The organism is Microbacterium zouquanmingi (assembly GCF_052266695.1).
Lineage (GTDB): Bacteria > Actinomycetota > Actinomycetes > Actinomycetales > Microbacteriaceae > Microbacterium.
In genome coordinates, this window is record NZ_JBQPQZ010000003.1 from 396,964 (window position 1) to 421,451 (window position 24,488).

Annotated in this window: 22 protein-coding genes; 9 read left to right on the forward strand and 13 right to left on the reverse strand. The window is 66.7% G+C overall.

The window, feature by feature from the left end; genetic code table 11:
* Positions 1–44: 44 nt before the first annotated feature.
* Complete coding sequence (locus ACTU6U_RS08865; RefSeq protein ID WP_443468760.1) at positions 45–1,085, forward strand: NAD(P)H-dependent flavin oxidoreductase; 1,041 nt, start codon at positions 45–47, stop codon at positions 1,083–1,085.
* A gap of 27 nt (positions 1,086–1,112) precedes the next feature.
* On the opposite strand, the gene purU is transcribed toward ACTU6U_RS08865, so the two are convergent.
* The gene (gene purU / locus ACTU6U_RS08870; RefSeq protein WP_443468761.1) at positions 1,113–1,964 is read right to left on the reverse strand and encodes a formyltetrahydrofolate deformylase; all 852 of its coding nucleotides are present in this window, start codon (positions 1,962–1,964) and stop codon (positions 1,113–1,115) included.
* Positions 1,965–2,067: 103 nt separating this feature from the next.
* Here purU and ACTU6U_RS08875 point away from each other — a divergent pair, with 103 nt between their 5' ends.
* Together ACTU6U_RS08875 and ACTU6U_RS08880 are read left to right on the forward strand one after the other, a co-directional pair.
* Positions 2,068–3,273 (forward strand): cation:proton antiporter, encoded by a 1,206-nt coding sequence (locus ACTU6U_RS08875; protein WP_443468762.1) that lies wholly within the window; start codon positions 2,068–2,070, stop codon positions 3,271–3,273.
* The gene (locus ACTU6U_RS08880) at positions 3,270–3,725 is read left to right on the forward strand and encodes a glutaminase (RefSeq protein WP_443468763.1); all 456 of its coding nucleotides are present in this window, start codon (positions 3,270–3,272) and stop codon (positions 3,723–3,725) included. The genes ACTU6U_RS08875 and ACTU6U_RS08880 overlap by 4 nt, the downstream gene beginning before the upstream one ends.
* Here the strand turns inward: ACTU6U_RS08880 and ACTU6U_RS08885 are convergent.
* Positions 3,709–4,431 carry a glutamine amidotransferase-related protein gene (locus ACTU6U_RS08885; RefSeq protein ID WP_443468764.1) on the reverse strand — a complete coding sequence of 241 codons (723 nt, stop codon included), beginning with the start codon at positions 4,429–4,431 and terminating at the stop codon, positions 3,709–3,711. The two genes, ACTU6U_RS08880 and ACTU6U_RS08885, sit on opposite strands and share 17 nt — an antisense overlap.
* Positions 4,432–4,547: 116 nt before the next feature.
* Between ACTU6U_RS08885 and ACTU6U_RS08890 the strand changes: the two genes are divergently transcribed.
* Positions 4,548–7,088 carry an ATP-dependent Clp protease ATP-binding subunit gene (locus tag ACTU6U_RS08890; protein ID WP_443468765.1) on the forward strand — a complete coding sequence of 847 codons (2,541 nt, stop codon included), beginning with the start codon at positions 4,548–4,550 and terminating at the stop codon, positions 7,086–7,088.
* Between the two features lie 17 nt (positions 7,089–7,105).
* Here ACTU6U_RS08890 and ACTU6U_RS08895 read toward each other — a convergent pair whose 3' ends face one another.
* From ACTU6U_RS08895 to ACTU6U_RS08915, 5 genes are all read right to left on the reverse strand, one after another.
* Positions 7,106–7,714 (reverse strand): LysR substrate-binding domain-containing protein, encoded by a 609-nt coding sequence (locus ACTU6U_RS08895; RefSeq protein WP_443468766.1) that lies wholly within the window; start codon positions 7,712–7,714, stop codon positions 7,106–7,108.
* A 23-nt stretch (positions 7,715–7,737) separates the two neighbouring features.
* Positions 7,738–8,145, reverse strand: coding sequence for a transferase (locus ACTU6U_RS08900; RefSeq protein WP_443468767.1), 408 nt, complete (start codon positions 8,143–8,145; stop codon positions 7,738–7,740).
* Positions 8,146–8,224: 79 nt separating this feature from the next.
* Positions 8,225–8,998: a DNA-formamidopyrimidine glycosylase family protein gene (locus tag ACTU6U_RS08905; protein WP_443468768.1), complete on the reverse strand. Its 774-nt coding sequence runs from the start codon at positions 8,996–8,998 to the stop codon at positions 8,225–8,227.
* Positions 8,991–9,848: an EI24 domain-containing protein gene (locus ACTU6U_RS08910; RefSeq protein ID WP_443468769.1), complete on the reverse strand. Its 858-nt coding sequence runs from the start codon at positions 9,846–9,848 to the stop codon at positions 8,991–8,993. The genes ACTU6U_RS08905 and ACTU6U_RS08910 overlap by 8 nt, the downstream gene beginning before the upstream one ends.
* Positions 9,849–9,850: 2 nt before the next feature.
* Positions 9,851–14,443: an ATP-dependent helicase gene (locus tag ACTU6U_RS08915; protein ID WP_443468770.1), complete on the reverse strand. Its 4,593-nt coding sequence runs from the start codon at positions 14,441–14,443 to the stop codon at positions 9,851–9,853.
* A 196-nt stretch (positions 14,444–14,639) separates the two neighbouring features.
* Here ACTU6U_RS08915 and ACTU6U_RS08920 point away from each other — a divergent pair, with 196 nt between their 5' ends.
* On the forward strand, positions 14,640–14,897 hold the full coding sequence (locus ACTU6U_RS08920; RefSeq protein WP_443468771.1) for a PLD nuclease N-terminal domain-containing protein: 258 nt from the start codon (positions 14,640–14,642) through the stop codon (positions 14,895–14,897).
* Positions 14,898–14,991: 94 nt separating this feature from the next.
* Complete coding sequence (locus ACTU6U_RS08925; RefSeq protein WP_443468772.1) at positions 14,992–15,405, forward strand: DUF6157 family protein; 414 nt, start codon at positions 14,992–14,994, stop codon at positions 15,403–15,405.
* Positions 15,406–15,408: 3 nt separating this feature from the next.
* Here ACTU6U_RS08925 and ACTU6U_RS08930 read toward each other — a convergent pair whose 3' ends face one another.
* Complete coding sequence (locus ACTU6U_RS08930; protein WP_443468773.1) at positions 15,409–17,079, reverse strand: ABC-F family ATP-binding cassette domain-containing protein; 1,671 nt, start codon at positions 17,077–17,079, stop codon at positions 15,409–15,411.
* Positions 17,080–17,321: 242 nt separating this feature from the next.
* Here ACTU6U_RS08930 and ACTU6U_RS08935 point away from each other — a divergent pair, with 242 nt between their 5' ends.
* Positions 17,322–17,561 (forward strand): hypothetical protein, encoded by a 240-nt coding sequence (locus tag ACTU6U_RS08935; protein WP_443468774.1) that lies wholly within the window; start codon positions 17,322–17,324, stop codon positions 17,559–17,561.
* Here the strand turns inward: ACTU6U_RS08935 and ACTU6U_RS08940 are convergent.
* A complete protein-coding gene (locus ACTU6U_RS08940; RefSeq protein ID WP_443468775.1) occupies positions 17,550–18,203 on the reverse strand; it encodes an alpha/beta hydrolase in 654 nt (217 codons plus the stop codon). The genes ACTU6U_RS08935 and ACTU6U_RS08940 overlap by 12 nt on opposite strands.
* A 44-nt stretch (positions 18,204–18,247) precedes the next feature.
* Between ACTU6U_RS08940 and ACTU6U_RS08945 the strand changes: the two genes are divergently transcribed.
* The gene (locus ACTU6U_RS08945; RefSeq protein WP_443468776.1) at positions 18,248–18,847 is read left to right on the forward strand and encodes an NUDIX hydrolase family protein; all 600 of its coding nucleotides are present in this window, start codon (positions 18,248–18,250) and stop codon (positions 18,845–18,847) included.
* Positions 18,848–18,913: 66 nt separating this feature from the next.
* Here the strand turns inward: ACTU6U_RS08945 and ACTU6U_RS08950 are convergent, their stop codons facing one another.
* A complete protein-coding gene (locus ACTU6U_RS08950) occupies positions 18,914–19,651 on the reverse strand; it encodes an SDR family NAD(P)-dependent oxidoreductase (protein ID WP_443468777.1) in 738 nt (245 codons plus the stop codon).
* A gap of 94 nt (positions 19,652–19,745) precedes the next feature.
* Positions 19,746–20,813: a threonine aldolase family protein gene (locus tag ACTU6U_RS08955; protein WP_443468778.1), complete on the reverse strand. Its 1,068-nt coding sequence runs from the start codon at positions 20,811–20,813 to the stop codon at positions 19,746–19,748.
* A gap of 47 nt (positions 20,814–20,860) precedes the next feature.
* Here ACTU6U_RS08955 and ACTU6U_RS08960 point away from each other — a divergent pair, with 47 nt between their 5' ends.
* Positions 20,861–22,225, forward strand: a complete 1,365-nt coding sequence (locus tag ACTU6U_RS08960) for an MFS transporter (RefSeq protein ID WP_443468779.1) — start codon at positions 20,861–20,863, stop codon at positions 22,223–22,225.
* A gap of 38 nt (positions 22,226–22,263) precedes the next feature.
* On the opposite strand, the gene ACTU6U_RS08965 is transcribed toward ACTU6U_RS08960, so the two are convergent.
* Both ACTU6U_RS08965 and ACTU6U_RS08970 read right to left on the reverse strand, forming a co-directional pair.
* Complete coding sequence (locus tag ACTU6U_RS08965; protein WP_443468780.1) at positions 22,264–22,905, reverse strand: SDR family NAD(P)-dependent oxidoreductase; 642 nt, start codon at positions 22,903–22,905, stop codon at positions 22,264–22,266.
* 120 nt (positions 22,906–23,025) lie between these two features.
* Positions 23,026–24,462, reverse strand: a complete 1,437-nt coding sequence (locus tag ACTU6U_RS08970) for a DUF6421 family protein (RefSeq protein WP_443468781.1) — start codon at positions 24,460–24,462, stop codon at positions 23,026–23,028.
* Between the last annotated feature and the right edge of the window lie 26 nt (positions 24,463–24,488).

Below are 24,488 nucleotides of genomic sequence, written 5' to 3' on the forward strand. Positions count from 1 at the left end.
TCACACAGGGTACTCGCTTCACACCGAGGCGTACCGTGGAGGGCATGAGTGATCTGCGTGAAGTGCTCGGCATTCAGCATCCGATCCTGCTCGGTCCGTTCGGCGGAATGTCATCGGTCGCGTTGACCGCGGCGGTCAGCAACGCTGGTGGTCTCGGCGCCTACGGTCTGTACGGATACGACGCAGCGCGGATCCGCGAGACGGCCGCGGCGCTGCGTGCGGCGACCGACCAGCCGTTCGCACTGAACATCTGGCTGCCGACGGGTGATGAGGTCCTCCCCGGTCCCCAGCACACCGTCTTCGCGCAGGCGCTCCAACCGTTCTACGAGGCCGTCGGCGTCGAGATCCCCTCTCGCCCTGAGGCGTATCTGCCCTCGCTCGACGAGCAGATCGAGGCCATCTGGGAGGCAGCTCCCGCGGCGCTCAGCGTCGTCTACGGAGTTCCCTCGGCCGAGATCGTCGACGAGGCCCATCGTCGCGGCATCCGCGTGATCGGGGCCGCGACGACGGTCGCCGAAGCCGTCGCTCTTGAGGAGGGTGGTGCGGATGTCGTCGTCGCCTCGGGCGCGGAGGCGGCCGGACACCGGGTGTCGTTCCTGCGCTTGGCAGAAGACTCCCTGGTCGGCACGTTCGCGCTCGTGCCGCAGGTGGCAGACGCCCTCTCTGTTCCTGTGGTGGCGGCCGGTGGCATTGCCGACCGGCGAGGTGTGGCTGCTGCGCTCGCGCTCGGAGCATCCGGGGTTCAGGTCGGCACGGCCTTCCTCGCGACTGCGGAATCCGCCGCGAACGATGCGCACCGCGCGGCGATCCGCGCGACGGCTGCGGACGAGAGCGTGCTGACCCGCGCGATGAGCGGCCGGCTTGCGCGCGGCGCGCGAAACCGCGCAGTGCGGGCGATCGAGGCCAGCGGCACGATCGCGCAGTTCCCGATGCAGAACTGGCTCACCGGTCGCTTCCGCACGGCGGCAGGACAGCAGAACCTCGGCGAGCTGCAGTCGCTCTGGCTCGGCCAGGGCGCGCCGCTGGCGACCCGCGATCATGCGGCCGACGTCTTCGCTGAGCTGATTGCTGGGCTCTCGGCGTAGCATCCGCCCGCCCGGAATCAGGGTGGGCTACAGGATGACGGTCGAGTGACCGTGCACGATCACGCGGTCTTCCGCGTGCCACTGCACGGCGCGAGCGAGCACCTGACGCTCGACGTCAGCGCCGCGATTCTGCAGATCCGCTGCGGAATCGGCGTGCGAGGCGCGCGTGACGTCCTGCTCGATGATGGGCCCCTCGTCGAGGTCGGCGGTGGCGTAGTGCGCGGTGGCGCCGATGAGCTTCACTCCGCGCTCCTTGGCGCGTGCGTAGGGGTTCGCGCCGATGAAGGCCGGCAGGAAGGAGTGGTGGATGTTGATGATCGGCGCCCCGACCTGCTCGATGAAGTCATCGGTGAGGATCTGCATATACCGCGCGAGCACGACGAGGTCGACGTTGCCCTGCAGCAGCGCGAGCTGACGCGCCTCCATCGCCGCCTTGTCCGTGGCGGGGATGTGCATGAACGGCACGCCGAACGTGCGCACGGCCTCCGCGAGATCGGGGTGATTCGAGATGACCATGGTGATGTCGACGTCGAGCTGTCCGCGCTGCTGGCGCCAGAGCAGCTCCATCAGGCAGTGGTCGTACTTCGAGACGAAGATCGCGACGCGCTTGCGGCGTGCGGTGTCGTGCAGAGACCACTCCATGTCGAATCGCTTTGCCACTTCGCTCAGCGATGCTTCAAGCTCTGGGCGGGCGGCGGCGAGCCCCGGAAGGTGGATCACCGTGCGTTGGAAGAAGCGCCCGCCCGCGGCATCCGTGGAATGCTGGTCGAGCGAGATGATGTTCGCGCCGTGCTGAGCGAGGGCGTTCGCGACGGCCGCGACGATCCCGGGCTGGTCATCGCAGGCGATGAGCAGACGTGCGGTATCGATCTGAGACATGGATGCTCCTTGCAGGGGTGTGCATCGATTCTGCCCCGTGCACCGCGGCGCTGGCGAATCGGCGGGTGCGTTCCCAGCGCCGAGATGTCGCTAATCTGAGCGAGTGAACGCGAGTGACATGGGACTCATCCTGATACCGGTGCTCGCTGTGGCAGCCCCCTTGCTCGCCAGGGGGCTGCGCCGAGCCGTACGCGTGCCGATCATCGTCTTCGAGCTCGCGCTCGGCATCCTCATCGGTCCCGCGGTCCTCGGGTGGGTCGCCCCTGGCGTCGTGGTCGATCGGCTCTCGGACTTCGGCGTGGCGATGCTGTTCTTCATGGCCGGAGCGGAGATCGACTTTCGCGCCGTAGCGGGGCGCCCTCTCGTGCGCGCGTCGATCGGCTGGGTGCTCAGCCTCGTGCTCGGTGTGGGCGTCGGACTGCTGATCGCGCCCTCCGAGAGCATGGTCGTGATCGGAATCGCGCTCAGCTCGACGGCCCTCGGCACGCTGATGCCGATCCTGCGCGATGCCGGTGAGCTGGGAACTCCGTTCGGCAAGGTGGTGACCGCGATCGGGACGGTCGGGGAGTTCCTTCCTCTGATCGCGATCTCGATCTTCCTCAGCACCCGGCGTGCACCGGTGGCCGCAGCCATCCTCCTCGCGTTCGTGCTGCTCGCCGGAATCGTGATCTTCATCGCGCGCCGTGCCTCGCACGGTCGGCTACACGACTTCATCAGGGCGACCCTGCACACTTCCGAGCAGTTCGGCGTGCGATTCGTGCTGATGCTTCTGGCAGGTCTCGTCGGGCTCAGTGTGTTCTTCGATCTCGACATGCTGCTCGGCGCGTTCGTGGCGGGCGCGGTGTGGCGGATCATCATGACCAGGGCGCCGAAGGCCGACGCGGAGGCGATCGAGAGCAAGCTCGAGGCCATCGCCTTCGGCTTGCTCGTGCCGATCTTCTTCATCTACACCGGCGTCACTTTTGATCTCGGCTCGCTGCTCGCGTCACCTGTTGCGCTCGCCCTCGTTCCAGGGCTGCTGGTGGCGCTGCTGGTAATCCGCGGAACCGCGGCGCAGTTCTCTGCGCCCCGCGGAGCGTCGCTGCGCGAGCGCGGCGCGATCGGCATGCTGGCTGCCACCGGCCTGCCGATCATCGTGGCGGTGACCGCCATCGGCGTGAGTGAAGAGCTGCTCAGCCCGGCCATTGCCGCAGCGCTGGTCGGAGCTGGCATGCTCTCGGTGCTGCTGTATCCCCTCATCGGCATGATCTTGCGCGGCGATCGAGCGAAGCTCGCCCCTGCCGCGACCGAGCCTCCTGGAGAGCTGTGAGCTGCGTCCACGTGCTGCGTGCGGCACGGGCGGCGCTCACCGGCATCCCGAAAGAAGGACTCGGCGAGGAGCGCTCTTCGCGGTGGCGCGGTCAGCGGATCGTGCGCGTTGGCGAGGCCTGGCACGTGGGGGTTCTGCTGCTCACGGATGAGGGAGTGCTCGCCACCGGGGAGATCCTGCGGGCGGCCGACCCTGGCCGCCGCGGCTACGCGGCAGAATCGGCGCGTGAACGCGCTGCACGCAGACAGATGGCTCTGCGCGGCGGATTCCGAGAGGGAGACGTCGTCCACGTGGGCTGGTCGGTGATCGACGTGGCAGCCGTCGATGCCGGTGGCGTCTCGGGGCCGCTCGCGCTGCAGGACGGTGTGCCGATGGTGCGCTGGTCAGGCAGCTCGTACCGGCCGCTCGGGACATACCTTCAGGAGCAGATCGACCTCAAGACCGGTCGCTGACGAACGCTCGGAAGCGCGCGAGCAGGTCGGTGCCGTCGACGGATGCCGCGAGCACACGCTCGGCCGTCAGATCGTACTCGTGCGGGTCGAAGTAGCCGGTCGTGCGGTAGTAGGCCATCCGATCCACGAAGTCCTGTGGTGTGACCTCGGGGTGGAACTGCGTCGCGTACAGCCGGTCGCCGACCCGGTATGCCTGCACGGGGCAGTCGTCGTTCGTGGCGAGGAGCACGGCGCCCGGCGGTGGCTCGATCGAGCCCTCCTTGTGCGCGGTGAGCACGGACATCGCGGGTGTGCTCGCCGCGAAGAGCGGGTCGGCCGTGCCGGCGGAGGTGAGGCGGATGCTTGTTGCACGGGTGGATTCAGGGACGGCCGTGCCGACTGTGCCGCCCAGCATCCGGGTTAGGACACCGATGCTGTAGCAGGTGAACATGGCGGAGAGGTGGCCGTCGATCGCGCTCCGGGCGATCGATTCAAGGTCTTCCTCGACGCGCTTCTGCAGGTCGCTGCGTTCGTCGACGACGACGTTCAGCGGGGAGCCGCCGACCACGATGCCGTCGTAGCGGTCGGAGATCGATTCCTCGAGCGGCCGGTCGAGCAGGTTCCATCGGTCGAGCGAGGGAACGCCGAGAGCGCGCCGGAACGATCGGTGCTCGGCATCTGCCGCGCCCTGCTCCGGCCTCACGCAGACGTACAGGATCGAGGCCATCTCATGATTCTATTCGCGGCGACGGGAATACTCCGGCCCACCCCACGTTGAACCTGAGTGCAGTACACTCAACTTTATACTTGAGTGAACAAGACTCAAGTTTTCAGGAGGATGAAATGGCCAACGACTTCAACGATGCCGGCGCGGGATCGTTCGACGACTTCCTCGCCCGATACCTCGCAGGCGAACAGGCCCGGCAGGCGCGATCCATCGACCTCAGCCGGTTCCTCACCGCGCGCACTCAGCAGATCCTGCAGCGCGCCGGACGCTTCGCGCTCGAGCGCGGTCAGACCGAACTCGACGCGCTGCACGTGCTGCGCACGATCGTCGAGGATGATGCCGTCGCGCGTGCGATCAAGAACCTCGGCGTGACCCCCGCGCAGGTCATCTCTGCGGTGGAGGCGCGACTGCCGATGCCCGGTGAGGCAACGGGCGCGGATGCGGCGACTATCACTCCGAGCGCGAGCCGAGCCCTGTTCCACGCGTACCAGGTGGCGCGCTCGGCTGGTGCGACCTACATCGACCCCGAGCACCTCTTCTTCGCGCTCGTGCTCGGACAGGACGTTCCTGCAGGACAGGTCCTTGCCCAGGCCGGCGTCACCGCAGAGGCCCTGACACAGGGTGCGCGCGAGCATGTCGCCGCCCCGGTCGGCGGAGAGAATCCAGAATCGGATGCCGCGGCATCCGGCTCTTCCATGCTCGAGAAGTACGGTATCGACCTCACCGCCCGCGCACGCGCGGGCGAACTCGACCCGGTGATCGGGCGTTCGGATGAGATCGAGCAGACGATCGAGATCCTCAGCCGTCGTACGAAGAACAACCCCGTGCTGATCGGTGAGGCCGGCGTCGGCAAGACGGCGATCGTCGACGGCATCGCTCAGGCGATCGTCGACGGTTCGGTTCCCGCACAGTTGGAGGGGCGTCGCGTGATCACGCTCGATCTTCCTGGGATGCTGGCCGGCACGCGCTACCGCGGCGACTTCGAGGAGCGCCTGACCAAGACGATGGATGAGATCGCCGCGCAAGAGGGCGAAGTGATCGTTTTCATCGACGAGGTGCACACGGTCGTCGGCGCCGGTGGCGCAGGTGACGGCGGCATGGATGCCGGAAACATCCTGAAGCCTCGCCTCGCTCGTGGCGACCTGCACATGGTGGGCGCGACCACACTCAACGAGTACCGCCGGATCGAGAAGGACCCGGCATTGGAGCGCCGCTTCCAGCCCGTCAAAGTCGACGAGCCGTCCGCCGACGACGCTGTGCGGATTCTGGAGGGGCTGAAGGACGCGTACCAACAGCACCACCAGGTGACGTACACGGATGCTGCGCTGCGCGCCGCGGTCAACATGAGCGCTCGCTACCTGCCTGACCGAGTGTTGCCCGACAAAGCCATCGACCTCATCGATCAGGCGGGTGCGCGGCTGCGGCTGAAGCTCGGTCTTCCCGTGGACGCCTCGGCTCTCCTGGCCGAGCTCGCCGACATCGAGGCACGCAAGAACGCGGCAGTGACAGCCGAGAAGTACGAGGAGGCATCGCAGCTGCGCGATGAGACCGCTGCCGTGCAGGCGCGGATCGATGCGGCATCGTCTGGGTCTGCTCTCAGCGCAGGTGAGGCTGTCATCGACGAGCGCGAGATTGCAGAGGTGATCGCTCGTGCGACCGGCATCCCCGCCAGCCGTCTCACTGAAGGTGAGCGCGAGCGTCTCGCCGACCTCGAGGCCGAGCTGCACGATCGTGTGATCGGGCAGGACGACGCCGTGACCGCGGTCGCACGCGCCGTCCGCCGCAGTCGCACCGGAATGGGTGATGCGCGACGGCCGGTGGGCTCGTTCCTGTTCCTCGGCCCGACCGGTGTCGGAAAGACCGAGCTCGCGAAGGCCCTCGCCGATCGCCTGTTCGACGATGAGAACGCCGTGATCCGCTTCGACATGAGCGAGTTCGGCGAGCGGCACACGGTGTCGCGTCTCGTCGGTGCCCCTCCGGGATACGTCGGCTACGACGAGGCCGGTCAGCTCACCGAGCGCGTGCGGCGCAACCCGTACTCGATCGTGCTGTTCGACGAGATCGAGAAGGCGCACCCCGACGTGTTCAACCTGCTGCTGCAGGTGCTCGATGACGGGCGCCTCACTGATGGTCAGGGTCGCACGGTGGACTTCCGCAACACGGTGATCGTGATGACGTCGAACGTCGGGTCGGAGTTCCTCGCGTCGCGCTCTGGCGCACTCGGATTCGTGGCATCCGAGGACGCTTCCGCCAACGGCTTCTCGTCGATGGAGGATCTGCGGGCCAGGGTGATGGGCAAGCTCCGTGAGGCCATGCGTCCGGAGTTCTTGAACCGCATCGATGAGATCGTGCTGTTCCAGAAGCTCAGCCGTTCGGAGCTGGGCGAGATCGTACGGCTGATGCTGCGGGCGACCTCAGCGCGGCTCGACGATCGTTCGGTGACGCTCGAGGTGACCGATGCTGCGGTGGAATGGTTGGGCGAGCACGGCTACGAGCCCGAATACGGTGCGCGTCCACTGCGCCGGCTGATCCAGCGCGAGGTCGATGACCGGATCGCGGATCTGCTGGTCGCAGGTCACCTCGTCGACGGCGGCGCGGTCCGTGTGGATGCCGGGGCCGGGGGCCTCACGGTCGAAGCGCTGGTGCTGGTCGGCTGACCCGGGGCGCGACTCGACTAGCGCGAAGAGTTCGCGGAGCGGCCGCGGACGATTCCGATGAAAGTCTCGACGTCCTCCGTCGTGTGCTCTCGCCGCCAGGCGAGCACGACGGGGGACGTTCGTCCTGCAAGCAACGGCCGGTAGCCGACGTCTTTGCGGTGATGGAGCCGCGCCAGTGACATCGGCACCACGACGATTCCGACGCCTGATGCCACGGTCGCGATGGCTTCCTCAGTCGTCGCGATCGGTGCGAACCCCGGTGCGACAGTCGGAAGATCCAGCGGTCCGAGCACGTCATCGCCGGGCGTGATGAGGACTTCGCCGACGAGGTCGTCGGCAGTCAGCTGATCGACAGCCATGAGATGCGACTCTGCGGATGCCACGACGACGGGAACCTCGTCGTACAGCGGGATCACATGCAGGTCGTCGATGTCCTCGAGCGGACGGCGCACGAGCGCAGCATCCACTTCTTCGATCGCAACGCGCTGCGACGCGAACTCGATCGGCACGATCTCGATCGGGATGCGCGGCATCCGCTGCTTCCACGTGTCGATCCACTTGCCGGCTGTCGCGCCAGGAACGACCCCCAGACGGAAAGTGCGGGGGTCGATCGTGCGCGTTGCCATGGAATCAGGCTACCCGGCGGGGGTCAGGCTGCCAGCCAGAGTCCCTTGCGGTCGGTCGTGATGCGCAGGCCCGCGGCGACGATCTCGTCGTCTCCGATTCGCGCGCCGCGAGCGATGAGTGCTCCCGCGCCGATCTCGGTGCGGACGCCGATGTGGGCGCCGTCTCCGACGGCCGCACCCGCGCCGATGTGCGCGTGCGCGTCGATGTAGGCGTTCTCGCCGATGACGGCGTCTGGTTCGATCCACGCTCCGCGGATCAAGTGGGCGCCTGCACCTACGCGCGCCCCCGGTTCGACATAGGCGCCAACCTCGACAACAGCCTTCGGGTGCACCTTCGCGCCGTGCGCGATCAGCCCTCGGCCGTTGACGTGCTTGCGATAGCGAAGCGTCGCGCCGTGGTCGTCTTCAATATCGATGTAGTTCTTACCCAAGATTCCTCCCAGTCCGGAACTGCCCGGATATAAGCACAACCACGAGAATGCCGAATTCATTCCCGAATCGGGATGATCCTCACCGCTGGCAGCTCGGACACCAGAAAGTGACCCGTTCGCGGGTCGGGTCAGCGCCCTGCGCGTCGCGCCGGATGAGTGTTCCGCAGCGGCGACAGGGACGGTTCGCGCGACCGTACACCCAGGTCGTCTGGCCTCGGCGGTTCACTCCGGTGAAGGTGCGATCGACGCGATCGCGGTTCGCGCGGATCGTTCGCGCGCCGAGGTCGAGGAGTGCGCTCGTATCGACGTCGGCAGCCGGAGTGGTCGGCAGGATTCCGCGCAGAAACAGCAGCTCAGCCGCGTACTCGTTGCCGAAGCCGGCGACATTGCGCTGGTCGAGGAGCGCGACGTGGATGCTGCGCGGATCGCTGCTGAGGCGTCTCGCAGCCTCTGCGGCATCCCAGTCTTCCGCGAGCGGATCGGGGCCGAGGTGAGCGGTCAGCTGCGGCTCGTCACGAGTCGGAACCAGAGTGATGTCGGCGATGTCGACCCCGACCGCCTCGTGCGTCCGCGTGCCGACGATTGCGCGGACTCTGAACGCCGGATGCCGCCATTTCTCGCCCGGCCGGTACAGCAGCCAGGCGCCGTCCATGCGCAGATGCGAATGCAGGGTGAAGTCGCCGATGCGCATCAGCAGATGCTTGCCTCGGGCCGCGCACCTGTGGATCGTCGCCCCGGTGAGATCGACGGTGGCGGCCTGGGGCACGCGCAGATCGAAGCGGGTGACCTCGTGCCCCGCAAGTGCCTCATCAAGGCGTCGTGCGGTACGCAGGACGGTATCGCCCTCAGGCACGCGGAGCCTCCGGCGGCGGCGCCGCACCCAGCGTGGGAGGTGTCGCTTCGTGCCGCATCTGAGCCGCGGAAGCGACACTTTGTGACCCCTGCGGCCGCCGTACCGCAGCGTCGGCCTGCGCATCCGTCCGCTGCAGCAGGTCGCGCGCGAGCAGAGTGGAACCGGCGACCGCGGCCGGCATCGTCACGATCGCGCCGAACGGCACGAGGAAGCACAGCTGCGTCGCGACGCCGAAGCCGATCACACGGGCTCGCCCTGCGCGCAGCATCCCGGATCGGGAGTATCCGGTGAGTCCGCGTGCGTCGAATGCGCGCCCCGTGAGCTCGCGTGCGAGCAGCCGGCCGTTGAGGACGACACTGATGACGGATGCCGTGATCCCACCGACCGCGGGAATGAAGCCGATCAACAGCGTGAGAAGGGCGACGAGGATGCCGAGCATGACGAGCCGGATGCCCTCGCCGATGGTCGTCCAAAAGCCGGTCTCACCGGTGGGATCTTCGCCGAGGGAACGCTCGACGCCTCGCCAGATGCGCTGATAGAACGGATCGCCGATCGTCAGCGTGAGCGCCGTGAAGATCGCAGCCGACAGCGCGAGCGCTGCGATCACGATCACCGCTCCCAGGCCGAACCGCAGCCCGCTCCGCCACGGTTCGGTCCAGCCGTCTGCGAACGGCGTCATCCAATCGGTGATCGGCGCGAGCCAGATCATCAGCGGAATCACGGCCACGAGCAGCACCGCCCACGCGATGAACGCGGGAATGAGGCCAAGCGCCATGAGGCGGGTGTGCGTCTTCCACATCCGAAAGCCGCGAAACAGCGTTCCGACACCGGTGAAGAACTCGCTGAACACGATCAGATCGCCTTTCGAAGGGTGAACCCGCGTGGGGTCGCAACGAAGCCCGCTTCCTGCAGGGCGGTCGCGAAGGGCGTGCCGTAGATGGCGTCACCGTTGATCTTCTCGATCGTGAGGGTCTCGAGTCGGCGGGCGCGCGACGTCGCGACGAGATCGGATGCCGCAGCGCGCAGCACTTCCGAGTCGTCGGTGAAAGCCAACACCGTGCGGCCTCCGCGCTCGAGGTAGAGCGTGAGGTCACCGTCGACGAGCACCACCAGGCTGCCCGCCTTACGGCCGGGGCGATGCGAGACGCTCTCGCGCTTCGGCCACGCGAGCGCGGCACCGTAAGGGTTCGCGGGATCGGTTGCCGCGAGTGTGATCGTGCGGAGGGGGGCCGGGTCGGGAAGATTCGCGAAGGTGCGAAGCCGGTCGACAGTTGCGGATGCTGCGAACTGCGCGGCTCCCAGCTGCTCGATGACGTAGCCGCGGCGGCAGTGGCCGGCCTGCTCGAAGCCCGCGAGGATGCGGTACGCCTGAGCGAAGCCACCTGGCATGCCTTCAGACTGCACGGCGCCGCGCGTGACGACGCCGTAGCGGTCGAGGAGGAGACCTGCCGAGACCGTGGCGCGTCGGTTCGCATCGGCGCCGTCGCTCGGGGAGGACTGCGGCAGAAGCGACCAGCGGCCACCTGTTGCCGTCGGCCGTGGGGCCGGATTGCCGGTGAACGAGACTCCGCGGAACGTTCGCGTGCGCGGCGCCCGTCGCACGGACTTATGCGCCTGCGAACCGCCCGCGAGAAGCGTGCGCACGGGAGCGAAGGTGTCGTTGGTGACCCGCCCCGACCAGGTCAGGTTCCAGAGTGCCTCGAGCACGGACTGCTCGTTCTCGGCGGCGACCATCTCTTTCAGCTGCGCCGCAAAATATGCCCCTCCGCGGGCCAGAGCCGCAAGCAGCGCGCTCTCGAGCTCATCGGGCGTCTCGTCGTCTGCCACCGGGAGCGTGAAAGATGCGACATCGGAGGGATGCAGCGACACCCAGCCATCTCTTCCAGGCAGAGTGCCGTGGCCTGCCCAGACGACCTCACCGCTGGAGGTGAGCTCATCGAGCAGCGCGGGGGAGTAGTCGCGCACCCGCGACGGCAGGACGAGCGTCTCCCACGCGCTGGCGGGAATGGGAACGCCGGCCAGTTGCTCGATCACGGCCAGTACGCCGTCGACTCCTTCGAGGGGCCGCGTGAGGTGCTGCCAATCCGGGAGGAATCGCGCATACGCGTCGGGAGAGACCGGCTCGACGCTGCCGCGGATCGCTGCGAGCGAGCGCATCCGCAAGCGCCGCAGCACTTCGGTGTCGCACCACTCGTTCTCGGTGGCAGACCCGGCAGCATCGGGCAGAAAATATCCGCTCGTGATGCGCCCGGACTGCTCGAGGCGCTGCAGAGTGTGGCGCGCGACAGCTGTGCCGATCCCGAAGCGGGTGGCGACAGCATCCGTGGTGAAAGGGCCGTGCGTGCGCGCGTGACGAGAGGCGAGGTCGCCGAGCGGATCGGCGACCGGTTCGAGGAAAGCGACCGGGATGCCGGTGGGCAGCGCCGCCCCGAGCGCGTCGCGGAGCCGCCCCGCATCTTCGATCGCGGCGACGCGCAGAGTGCCCGCGATGATCACCGGGATCGCGCGGCGCGCCGCGATGAGAGCGTCGAGGTGGAGCTGGGCCTCTTCTGCGGACTCGGACTCCAGGCGGGCCGCGACCTCGGTGGCATCGAGCGGCCCGAGAGTGCGCAGCAGGTCGGCGACTCCCTCTGCGCCACGTGCGTGGCGTTCGGAATCGAGCCGCTGCGCCTCGCGTTCGAACTGCGCGATGACGTCGGGGTCGAGCAGCTCGCGCATCTCGACCGTGCCGAGAAGCTCTCCGAGCAGCGCCGGATCCACCGACAGTGCGGCGGCGCGACGCTCTGCGAGAGGTGAGTCTCCCTCGTACATGAAGGCGCCGACGTAGCCGAACAGCAGATCGCGGGCGTACGGCGATGGCTGCGCGGGTTCTGTCTCGACCAGTCGCACGCGGCGCTCAGCGATGGCTGTGGTCAGTCGCCGCAGCGACGGCAGATCGTAGACATCTTGCAGCACCTCGCGGAGAGTCTCGAGGATCACCGGGAAGGTCGGGTGGCGTCTGGCCACCTCGAGCAGCTGGGCGGAGCGCTGCCGCTGCTGCCAGAGGGGAGTGCGCTTGTTCGGGTTCATCCGCGGCATGAGCAGCGCGCGTGCGGCGCACTCGCGGAACCGTGAGGCGAACAGCGCTGAGCCGCCCACCTCTGCGGTGACGATGTGCTCGATCTCGTCAGCATCGAAGACGAACAGTTCGGCTCCGGGTGGTTCAGCGTCAGCATCCGGAATACGAACGATGATCCCGTCATCGCTGGCCACGGCGGATCCTTCGACGCCGAGACGTTCGCGAACCCGTGCGTTGAGTGCCAGTGCCCACGGGGCGTGCACTTTCATGCCGTACGGGGAATGCAAGATGACGCGCCAGTCGCCGACCTCATCACGGCCGCGTTCGACCGTGAGGTTGCGGTCGGTCGGGAGGGTGCCGGTGGCTTCGCGCTGCTCCTTCAGATGTGCGACCAGGTTCGCCCGAGCCTGCTCGTCGAGCCCTGCCTCGATGAGGCGCTGGGCAGCCTTCTCTGGCGGTGCGGCATCGACTTCACGCGAGAATGCTCCGAGTGCCTCGCCGAGCTCGTACGGCCTGCCGATGCCGTCGCCGTGCCAGAACGGCACCTTGCCCGGTTGTCCGTACGCAGGCAGTACGTTCACTCGGTCGTGGGTGATCTCGGCGATCCGCCAGCTCGTCGTGCCGAGGGTGAAGACGTCGCCCACGCGCGACTCGTAGACCATCTCTTCGTCGAGCTCGCCGACGCGCCTGCCTGCACCCTCGCCGGCGACGAAGACCCCGAACAGTCCTCGGTCGGGGATCGTGCCGCCGCTCGTGACAGCGATCCGCTGTGCGCCGGGGCGACCGGTGAGGGTTCCGGCATCTCGGTCCCAGACGAGCCGGGGCCGAAGCTCTGCGAACTCATCAGAAGGGAACCGTCCGGCGAGCAAATCGAGCGTTGCTTCGTAGGCCGAACGGGGCAGCGACTGGAACGGTGCCGAGCGGCGAACGGTCTCGAACCACTCCTCGACGTCGATCGCATCCAGCGCGCAGGCCGCGACCGTCTGCTGGGCGAGGATGTCGAGCGGGTTGCGCGGCACCGCAATCGCTTCGATCTTTCCCGCCAGCATCCGCTCGGTGACGATCGCGGTGTGCAGCACGTCGCCGCGATGCTTGGGGAAGAGGGCCGCGCGGCTGATCTCGCCGACCTGGTGACCGGCGCGGCCGACGCGCTGCAGTCCGGATGCAGCGGACGGCGGCGCCTCAACTTGGATGACGAGATCGACCGCGCCCATGTCGATGCCGAGCTCGAGGCTGCTGGTCGCGACCACGCACCGCAGGACGCCCGACTTCAGCTCTTCTTCGACGAGTGCGCGCTGCTCTTTCGAGACCGAGCCGTGGTGCGCCTTGGCGAGCACGGGATCGGCGCCCGCTGTGGACCCGGCCTGCGCCATCATCGCGGCAGGCGGAGCGGATGCGTCGGGAAGCGGCGCACCGATCCGCTCGGAGTAGATCTCATTGAGTCGCCCCGTCAGACGTTCGGCGAGGCGCCGGGAGTTCGAGAAGACGATGGTCGAGTTGTTCTGCAGGATGCGGTCGACGATGGCCTCTTCGACATGCGGCCAGACCGAACCGGTGACCTCGGTGTACTCGGTCTCGTCCACTCCGACCCCTGAGCTTGTCGAAGGGGCCGGTGCCCCCGGGGGCGCAGGCGGGTTGGTCATGTCGTCCATCGGGACCACGACGTTCAGCTCGAACGTCTTGGATGCTTTCGGGGCGACGATCTCGACCGGCGCTGACCCGCCCAGGAATCGGGCGACCTCATCGATCGGTCGCACGGTTGCAGACAGGCCGATGCGCTGCGCCGCAGCATCCGCCCCCGCCGCGCGTCGCAGGGAATCCAGGCGTTCCAGGCTCACCGCGAGATGCGCGCCGCGCTTGGTGGCGGCGACAGCGTGCACCTCGTCGATGATCACGGTGTGCACACCGCGCAGGGTCTCGCCGGCCCGACTCGTGAGCATCAAATAGAGCGATTCGGGCGTCGTGATGAGGATGTCGGGTGGGTTCGCGACGAGCTTGCGCCGATCGCTCGAGGTCGTGTCTCCCGAGCGCACGCCGACAGTCACGCCGGGAGCGGCGATGCCGAGGCGTCGGGCGGACTGACCGATGCCGACGAGCGGTGAGCGCAGGTTGCGCTCGACGTCGACACCCAGCGCCTTCAGCGGGGAGATGTAGAGGATACGGGTGCCCGCAGCATCCGGCTCCTCGACCTTCTCGCGGAACACGCTGTCGATCGCCCAGAGGAAAGCGGACAGCGTCTTTCCCGATCCCGTTGGAGCAACGACCAGCGCGTGCTTGCCTGCCGAGATTGCCTCCCACGCGCCTGCCTGCGCATTGGTGGGCGCGGCGAAGGCACCGCGGAACCAGTCCTGGGTCGCGGGGGTGAAACGGTCGAGCACATCTCTCACATCTCCATCATTGTCGGTGTGGCCGACATTGCGCGTGGTCCATCGACATGTCCGCCGAAAACGCCGGAACGGACTTTGGTCCGAAGTCCTCAACACTCGTGTGCGCATCTCCATCCCCACGGGATTGGATCGGCTGTCTCGTTCGTATCGCTTTCGGCAGTCGTGGAAAGAGACCGTCCCTGACTAGGATCAGAGCATGCCGGCGACCGTCAACAATCCGCTGCTGCCAGCCGCGTATGACATCACGTGGTCCGTGGCTGTTGTCGCTGTGCTGCTGCTCATGGTCATCGCGCTGATTTCAATCGCCCGGACGGCCAAGCGGATCACCTCACCACAGGCGCTGATCTGGACGCTCGTCGCAATCTTCGTTCCTTTGGTGGGGCCGTTGTCGTGGCTCTTCATCGGACGTCGTTCTGCGAATCAGGCGCTCGACACCGTTCAGCCGACGCCATAATTGCCGTCGCGCTTTGGCGGTCTGATGCTCCAGCAGCAACTCTGATCTTGCCTCCACTATCGACAATGTCAGCCGCGGGGTAGATGGTGGTGTCATGGCTGAGCACACGACGAACTACCAGAGCACTTTCATCGAGGTGTCGGAGGACTGTCCGATCGATCACGGCGCGGAGCCGCCGATCGCCGAGAACCTCTCGATCGCCGCTCTGCACTACCGGCTGCTCTCCGAGCGACCGTACGGATTGACCTCCGACGACGTGCTCTTCGAGACGCATGCGCTGCGCAAGGGCATCGATGCGGACGATGCCGAAGCCAGAGCCGAGTTCTTCTCGAAGGGCCAGACTTGCCTGCGCTCCTCGCCGCTCAGCAAGCGCTACGGCTGGGGTACGCACCACGACGCCGAAGGCCGCGTTGCGCTGGTGCCGCGCGACTCTCAAGAGTACGCATCCCTCGCCGCTGACCCCTCGCTCGCACACGCCCGGGCGATGCGCAGCAGTCGCGCGCAGTAGCGCTCACCTCAGCTCGTTCAGCCGCCCCTCCGCATCGATCCCGAGGGTGAGATCGATGCCCAACCGCGCCAGGAACGCATCGTCGTGGCTGACGATCAGCACGGCGCCTCGGTATGCGCGCAGCGCCTCCACCAGGTGATCGACCGTGTCGAGATCGAGGTTGTTCGTCGGCTCATCCAGCACCACGAGGTGCGGGGCGGGATCGGCGAGCAGGAGTTTCGCCAATGCGATGCGGAATCGCTCGCCGCCAGAGAGCGATGACACGGCTCTGTCAGCCGTGGCCCCGCGAATCAGGAACCGGGCGAGCCGGTTGCGCAGCTCTTTCTCGGGGATCGATGGCGCAGCCTTCGCGATGTTCTCGATCGCGGACCGGGCGTCGTCGAGACCGTCGATCCGCTGCGGCAGGTATCCGACGCGATCGGTGTGCGCTGTCGCCTGCGCATAACTCCTGAGGAACTCGGGTTCTGCGGGGTTGCCGGCCGAATCGACAAGGATCTGAGAAAAAGTTCCGGAGTTATGCAGCGCGGCAGACGCGACCAGCCGCTGCAGTAACGACGTCTTGCCTGCCCCGTTGCGACCGATCAGCGCCACGCGCTCCGGGCCCTGGATGACCCAGGAACGCTCCTGGTCACCCAACATCGCGATGCGGCGAGACGCGGACACCTCAGGATCGGGCAGCTCGATCTTCATGGTGGCATCCGAACGCACCCGATGGCCGGCATCATCGAGACGAGTCCGTGCCGCGGACTCTTTCTCTGCAACCTCCGTGCGCAGCCGTCCGGCAGACACCTGCGCAGCCATCTTCCGACCATTGGCGACGATCTTGGGAACGCGCTTCTCGACGAAGGCCTTGCGTCCCATCTGAGCTCGGGCCGCCAGCTTCGACTCCGCCTCGATCCGCTGTCGCTTCTCCTTCTTAAGAGTCTGCTTCGCGTCGCGCTCATCCTGTCGCGCGGCATCCTGCTCGGCATCCAGCCAGGCGCGCCACTGCGAATACGGACCGCCGAACACGTTCAAGTCGCGCCCGTACAGCTCAGCGGTGTTGTCCATCAGCTCGAGCAGCGACACATCGTGACTGACGACGACGAGCGTGCCCCTCCACGGCCGCACCATGTCGGCGAGCTTCGCGCGCGCATCACGATCGAGGTTGTTCGTCGGCTCATCGAGCAGCGTGATCGGTGCGCGACGCAGACGGATGCCGGCGATCGCGACGAGCACGGACTCCCCGCCTGAGAGCTCGCCGACGCGGCGGTCGAGGAACGAGGGATCAAGGCCAGCCTCGGCGAGAGACGCTTCGGCTCGCGCCTCGATATCCCAGTCGTCGCCGACCGCGTCGAAGTGTGCGGGGTTGACGTCGCCCGAGGCGATGGCGCGCACGGCGTCGAGCGCGCCATCGACGCCGAGAAGCTCCGCCACGCGTCGGTCGACATCGAGCGTCAACTGCTGCGGCAGGTAGGCCACATCTCCCGTGGTCGTGATGGAGCCCGACGTCGGTTCGAGCGTGCCGGCGATCAGGCGTAGCAACGTGGACTTGCCTGATCCGTTTCGTCCGACGAGTCCGGTGCGTCCGGTGCTGAACGCGCCCGATATGCCGTCGAGCGCAGTGGAGCCATCCGGCCAGGTGAAGGTGAGGCGGTCGAGGGTGACCGATGCGTGGGGGGTCGGTGTTGACATGGTTGTCTCCGGGAGTGTGCGGGTGCACTGACACCGGTCGCCGAACGAGCGCCAGAGATGGCGGGGCGAAACCGTACAGGAAGGGTCGTGTCAGCGCGCGGAAAGAGGGGCGCGGAGGCAACGACTCAGATCAATGAACTTCCAAACACGGCGGACAGGACTCATCGATGCTACCCGGGCGTGTCGCGCGGCGCAAGGGATGCGGGTGTCGCGCAGTGCACTCGGGGTCGTACGGTGGAGTCATGGCTGACGATCGCATGAGTGGCAACGAGATGCGCCAGCGCCTGAGCTGGGGCGCTGGCATCGCGATCGGTATGGGGGTCGGTGTGGCGATGGGGTCAGCGCTCGACAATATGGGGGCCGGTATCGCGATCGGTATCGCGATCGGCATCGTCTTCGCGATAGCCATCGGCTCGGTTGGCAAGCGCCGCAAGCCTCGGGGCGATGACGAGAGTGCAGACGAGGACGACTCAGTCGGCTGACTCGTCGCGCCACTTCTCGAGGAAGATGCGCACATCGTGCAGCTCGTCTTCGGACACACTGTGCGTGAGTCCGGGATAGACCCGCCCGGTGAGCTCTGAGTGGTCGGGAAGCCACTGCGAGGTGTGATCGATCAGCGGCTCGGGGATGACATCGTCGTGCGTGCCCCGGCCCCAGAACACCTTCGGTCGTGAAGTGCGCAGGTCCTCATCGTCTGGCAGACCGCCCGGCGTCGCGTACCCGCTGAGGGCGACGATCGCACTGAAGCGCGCAGCATCCAACCGCATCGCCTGCAGGGACACTGCCGCGCCCTGCGAAAAGCCGAGCAGTGCGATCTTCGGGGCGCTAGCGGCCTCGGCATCGATCCAGCGCAGGAGCGCCTCGGCTGCATCGGTCACGCCATCAGGATGGCGCCCGTTGATGCCTTCGATCGGATACCAGGATCGACCGGGCGCCGGCCACGGCGGCGATAGCGGTGCGGCGACGGATGCCACTGCGATTCCCTCTGGCAGAAACGGGCGCAGTCCGAAGAGGTCGTTCTCGTCGGAGCCGTAGCCGTGCAACAGCACCAGAAGCGGCAGGCCGTCGCGTTCTGCGGGGGCCCAGCGGGTCGCATTCGCATCGATCGAAAGAGAGTTGCTCACATGCCCATCCTGCCAGCGGCGACCGACACTGGTAGAAATGGAGCATGGCGGTGCGCACACCAGATCCAGATCCCGACGACGAGGGCGACGACCTCTCGCAATTCGCAGAGCTGCCCGCTGATGCCAGCAACCCCGGCTGGCTGAGCGAGTTCGAACTCGCCGACGCGCGCCGCAGGCTGCCGATGCTCTACGTCGAAGCGATCCCTGTGCGTACCGACGGGCTCGGGGAGGTCACCGAGATCGGCATGCTGCTGCGCTCGACTCCGATGGGAGAGATGACCCGCACGATCGTGTCCGGTCGCGTGCGCTTCGGTGAGACGGTGCGCGATGCGCTGTTCCGTCACGTCGAGAACGACCTGGGTCCGATGGCGTTCCCGCTGATGCCTCCTCAGCCGACGCCGTTCACGGTGGCCGAGTACTTCCCGATGCCAGGCCTGAGTGCTTTTCATGACGAGCGACAGCACGCGGTGTCGCTCGCGTTCGTCGTGCCGGTGACCGGCACCTGCGAACCTCGCCAGGACGCCCTCGAGGTCACCTGGTTCTCGCCGGAGGAAGCGGCATCCGACGCCGTCGCCGCCGAGATGGAGGGTGGCCGCGGGGCGTTGATCCGCACTGCGCTCGCGAGCCTGGGGCTCCTCCGGTAGGGCGCAGCTTCCGATAGAACGCAGAGCGGCGAGCCCCGAAGGGCCCGCCGCGTGCATTCAGGTGTATCAGCCTGCGGTGTAGCCGCCGTCGACCACGAACTCGCCACCCGTGGCGAAGCTCGCGTCATCGCTGGTGAGGAAGGTGATCATCGCGGCGATCTCCTCCGGCTTGCCGAGACGGCCGACCGGGGTGCCTGCGATGAGCCCTGCGCGGTCAGCGTCGCCGAGGATCGGTGTGTCGATGAATCCGGGGTGTACGGAGTTCACGCGCACGCCCTCCTTCGCCCAGCCGAGCGCCGTGGTCTTGGTGAGCAGCCGCACCGCGCCCTTGGCCGCGTGGTAAGCGGGGCTCACGCCAGAGCCGACGATGCCGTACATCGAGCTGATGTTCACGACTGAGCCGTTGCCGCTCTTCTTCAGTGCGTCACCCGCGGCCTTCATGCCGAGGAACACGCTGGTCTGAGTGACAGCGACGACCTTGTCCCAGGTCGCGAGAGTGGTGACTTCGATCGGCTCGGTGTCACCGATACCGGCGTTGTTCACGAGGATGTTCAGTCCGCCGAAGGCATCGACAGTCTTTGCGACAGCATCCGCCCAACCCTCTTCGCTCGTGACATCAAGATGGATGAACAGCGCCTTGCCGCCGTCCTTCTCGATCTCGGAGACGACCTGTGCGCCGAGGTCATCCTGCACATCGGCGATCACGACCGTTCCGCCCTCGGATGCGATTCGCAGTGCTGTTGCCTTGCCGATTCCGCTTGCGCCACCCGTGACCAGGGCGACACGTCCGTCGAAACGAGTCATGATCTCCTCTTTCCTTGTGGGATGCGGCCGGCGGATGCCGTGCCGTGTCTTCAGTACAACATCGGAGGCGTATTTATATTCCTTTGAATGAATATCAGGCGGTGGTGAGGCGCCCGATCTCGGCGACGAACGCGTCGACGTCTGCCTCCTGCGTGTCGAAGCCGCACATCCAGCGCACCTCGCGGCGCGCGGCATCCCAGTCGTAGAACCGGAAGGACTTGCGCAGCTGGTCGGCGACTCCATCGGGGAGCGTGGCGAAGATGCCGTTGACCTGGGTCGGCTGGGTGAATTCGACACCGCGGATGCTTCCGTCGGCAAGGCCCGCCGCGATGGACCCACGCAGACGTGCGGCCATCGCGTTGGAGTGGCGGGCGTTGCGCAGCCACAGGTCGCCCTCGAGGAGGGCGATCAGCTGAGCAGAGACGAAGCGCATCTTCGAGGCCAGCTGCATGGAGTATTTGCGGCTGTAGATCAGACCATCGGATGCTTCGCCGTTGAGCACGACGATCGCTTCGCCGAGCATGGCGCCGTTCTTGGTGCCGCCGAAGCTGAGCACATCGACCCCGGCGTCTCGCGTGAAGTCCGCCAACGGCAGGTTCAGGGCGGCGGCGGCATTGGAGAGGCGAGCGCCGTCCATGTGCAGGCGCATGCCGTATCCGTGAGCGTGGTCGGCGAGAGCGCGGATCTCATCGGGCGTGTAGAGCGTGCCGAGTTCGGTCGACTGTGTGATCGAGACGACCAGGGGCTGTGCGCGGTGCTCGTCGCCCCAGCCCCAAGCCTCGCGGTCGACGAGTTCGGGGGTGAGCTTGCCGTCCTCGGTCGGGACGGTCAGCAGCTTCATCCCGCCCATGCGCTCGGGGGCGCCGCCCTCATCGACATTGATGTGCGCTGTGGATGCCGCGACCACCGCACCCCAGCGGGGGAGCATCGACTGCAGTCCCACGACGTTGGCGCCGGTGCCGTTGAAAACAGGGAAGGCCTGGATGCCGTTGCCGAAGTGGCCGCGGAAGACCTCTTGCAGGCGCTCGGTGTATTCGTCTTCACCGTAGGCGCTCTGGTGGCCGTTGTTCGCCGCGACGATGGCCGCGAGAACTTCAGGATGGATGCCGGAGTAGTTGTCCGACGCGAAGCCCCGGATCGCGGGGTCATGCAGAGTGTTCACCGAACCAGCCTATGTGCAATGTCGGAGGCCGCAGCTAGTCTTTTCGCATGGAACGAGCCATAGCCAGGCGAGCATTCGCGGGCGTTCTCGTCAACACCCTCATCGCCAATGTGACGACGAGCTTTCTGTGGTTCGCTCTGACCTTCTGGGTGTACATCGAGACGCGGTCCGTGCTCGCCACGGGCATCATCGGCGGGGCGTACATGCTGCTCGTAGCGGCGTTCGCGATGGTGTTCGGCGCGGTGGTCGATCGGCACCGTAAACACGCGGTGATGCTGCTTTCGAGTGTGGTCTCGGCAGTGGCTTTCGGCATTGCCGGGGTCTTCTACCTGTTCTTCACTGAAGAACAGCTCCTCGACCTGGGCGCACCCTGGTTCTGGTTGTTCGCCGTGATCATCCTGTTCGGTGGAGTGATCGAGCAACTGCGCAACATTGCGCTGTCGACGACGGTCACCCTGCTCATCGAAGAAGACAAGCGCGCCAATGCCAACGGACTCGTCGGCACTGTGCAGGGCATCGCATTCCTCGTGACCAGCGTCTTCTCAGGCCTGTCGATCGGTTTCCTCGGCATGGGGTGGACGCTGATCATCGCGATCGTCTTCATGGCGCTGACCGTCGTGCATCTGCTGTTCATCCGGATTCCAGAGGCCGAACCGGTGCCCGACCCGAACTCATCGGGTGTGCTCGACCTGCGCGGCAGCATTCAGGCGATTCGGCTGGCACCGGGTCTTTTCGCGCTCATCATCTTCTCGACATTCAACAACCTCATCGGCGGTGTCTACATGGCGCTGATGGACCCGTACGGGCTGACGCTCTTCGACGCCCAAATGTGGGGGATCGCGCTCGCGTTCGGGTCGACGGGCTTCCTCATCGGCGGCGCGCTGGTCGCGAAGTTCGGTCTGGGTAAGAAGCCGGTGCGCACGATGCTGACCGTCGTGATCGCGATGGGTCTGCTCGGCTCGGTCTTCATGCTCCGGGAATGGTGGCCGCTGTACGTCATCGGCATCTGGCTCTACATGTGCCTCGTCCCGCCGGTCGAAGCCGCAGAGCAGACCGTGATCCAGAAGGTCGTGCCGTTCGCGCGTCAGGGCCGCGTATTCGGCACGGCGGCGGCATTCGAGGCTGGTGCTGCACCGATCACAGCGTTTCTCATCGCGCCGATTGCCGAGTTCTTCGTGATCCCATACATGAACAGCGCCGACGGGCAGCGACAGTGGGGCTGGCTGCTGGGCGAGGGAGACGCGCGGGGCATCGCACTGCTGTGCCTGTTCGCAGGACTGATCATGGTGGTCGCTGCGGGTCTGGCGTTCTTCACTCGCTCATACCGCAAGCTCACGAAACTCTACGAACGGGCACCGGAGCAGCAGATCCCCACAGCAACCGGCGCGGACGAACCGCACGAGACGAAATAGACAACCGCAGCGGGCTGCGGTTCCCGGGTTCGCGCCGCTCAGGCCAGGTCGATCACGCGGTCGTTGAGGTCTGCGGCTTCGGCATCCCACAGGCCCGCGACGGCGGTCGCGAGCGCATCCGGTTCCAGCGCTTTCGCCCGGAAGACGACGGATGCTGCGTGCAGCGGTTCACCAGCATCCCGAGCAGTTTTCGCGAATCCATGCGCGACGGCGCGTGCCCACGCCTCGCTGGCAGCCTTCACCGCCGCGTAATTCGCGCCTCCCGCAAGGGGGTGGGCGACCGCAGTGGACGACACGATTGCGAAACGGCCAGCATCCGATGACTGCAGCAGAGAGTCGAAAGCACGCGAGGTGGCGCGAACCGCCTCGAGGGCCGGAAGCAGCGCGGCAAAGTCCGCATCCGACTGCCCGGCGAGACCTCCGCCTCCGCGCCATCCGCCGACCAGCGAGATCACGCCATCGACGGGGCCGAGCTTTGCGGCGAGGGCCGTCATGTCGTCGAACGAAGTCGCATCGGTCACCGCGACCTGGGCCCCGACGTCGCTAAGCGGTTGGAGCCGTTCGGCCGACCGCCCAGTCGCGATCACCCGTGCCCCGGCGCCGGCCAGGGCACGCGCAACTGTGAGCCCCGCTGCGCTCGTCGCGCCCGCGAGCAGAACGACGCGTCCTCGTGCGCTCATTGCTTCGTCCCTGCGTTCTGGGTGTGCAACAACCTCGGAGAAAAGCTCTTGACTCGGATCAATCGCGCCGATTGATCCGAATATGCAGCACTTCTCCGAACAAGCAGCACACCACCGAGGTCACTCATCGCCCGCACGGATCCCCGCGGTCGACTCGATCACCGGCCGCATCTTCTTCTCGAGCGCCTCGAAGAACATCGACAGCGGGAACTCGTCATCCAGCACCGCGTCGGTATATCCCTTGGGGAGGCCGGCGAGAACTTCGTCCGTGAGTCCGCGAGCCCAGACGGATGCCGGGTTCGGTGCAAGCACGCTGCTGATCAGCTCGTAGGCTGCGAGCCAGTGCGCCTTCTTCGGGCGATCGATCGAGCGCCAGTAGAGGTCGTTCACCGCGTCGCTGAGTGCGATCACGGATTCCGGCACGCCCTCCCAGTCAAAGGTGAGCTGCGTGTCGGTCCAGTGCAGCACGCCCTGCTGGTGAAGCCACGCGAACAGCAGCTGACCGCCCAGGCCGTCGTAGTTGCGCACGCGCGAACCGGTGATCGCGAAGCGGAAGATCCGGTCGAAGATCACTGCGTACTGCACGAGGGATGCGTGCTCGAGCATCTCCCGCTCGGCATCCGACAGATCGTCACGGGCAGCCAGGCGCTTCTCGATCGCCACCGACTCGCGGAACGCGGTCAGATCGCACCGCAACTCCTCGAGCGAGTAGAGGAAGAACGGCATCCGCTGCTTGATCATGAACGGGTCGAAGGGCAGGTCCCCGCGCATGTGCGTGCGGTCGTGGATGATGTCCCACATCACGAACGTCTTCTCGGTGAGGTCTTGGTCATCCAGCATCCGCGCCGCGTCAGCCGGCAGATCGAGCTTGGTGATCTCGGATGCTGCACGCACCACGCGCCGGTAGCGCGCAGCCTCGCGGTCCTGGAAGATCGCGCCCCAGGTGAAGGTGGGGATCTCGCGCATCGCGACGGTCTCGGGGAACAGCACCGCGGAGTTCGTGTCGTATCCGGGCGTGAAGTCGATCAGTCGCAGCGAGACGAACAGCTTGTTGGCGTAGTCGCCCGCCTCGAGCTCGGCGATGAATTCCGGCCAGATCGTTTCGACGATGAGCGCCTCGACCAGCCGATCGGATGACCCGTTCTGGGTGTACATCGGGAACACGACGAGGTGCCGGATACCGTCGATGCGGTGCTGCTGCGGCTGGAAGGCGACGAGCGAGTCGAGGAAGTCCGGGACGCCGAAGCCCTCTGACGCCCACCGCTCGAAATCGCGAATGGATGCCGCAAGGTACTCGGCATCGTGCGGGAAAGCGGCGGAGAGGGCGCGGATGCCGGCGATGAGAGCTGTGACGTGGTCGCGCGCCGCATCGTGCGCCCCTTCGATCCCTGAGCCGGTCGAAGGGTCGGGAATCGAGCCGTCCTTGACCTGCAGTTCGCGGATCGCGATGGCGGCGTCCTTCAGCATCTGCCATGCAGTGCTGGTCTCGGCGAGGGCTGCATCTTCGACGACCTCGGGCTCGCCGATGATGGCTGTGTTCTGAAGGGGAGTGGACATCGGGACCTCCGATCGTGGACTCAGCG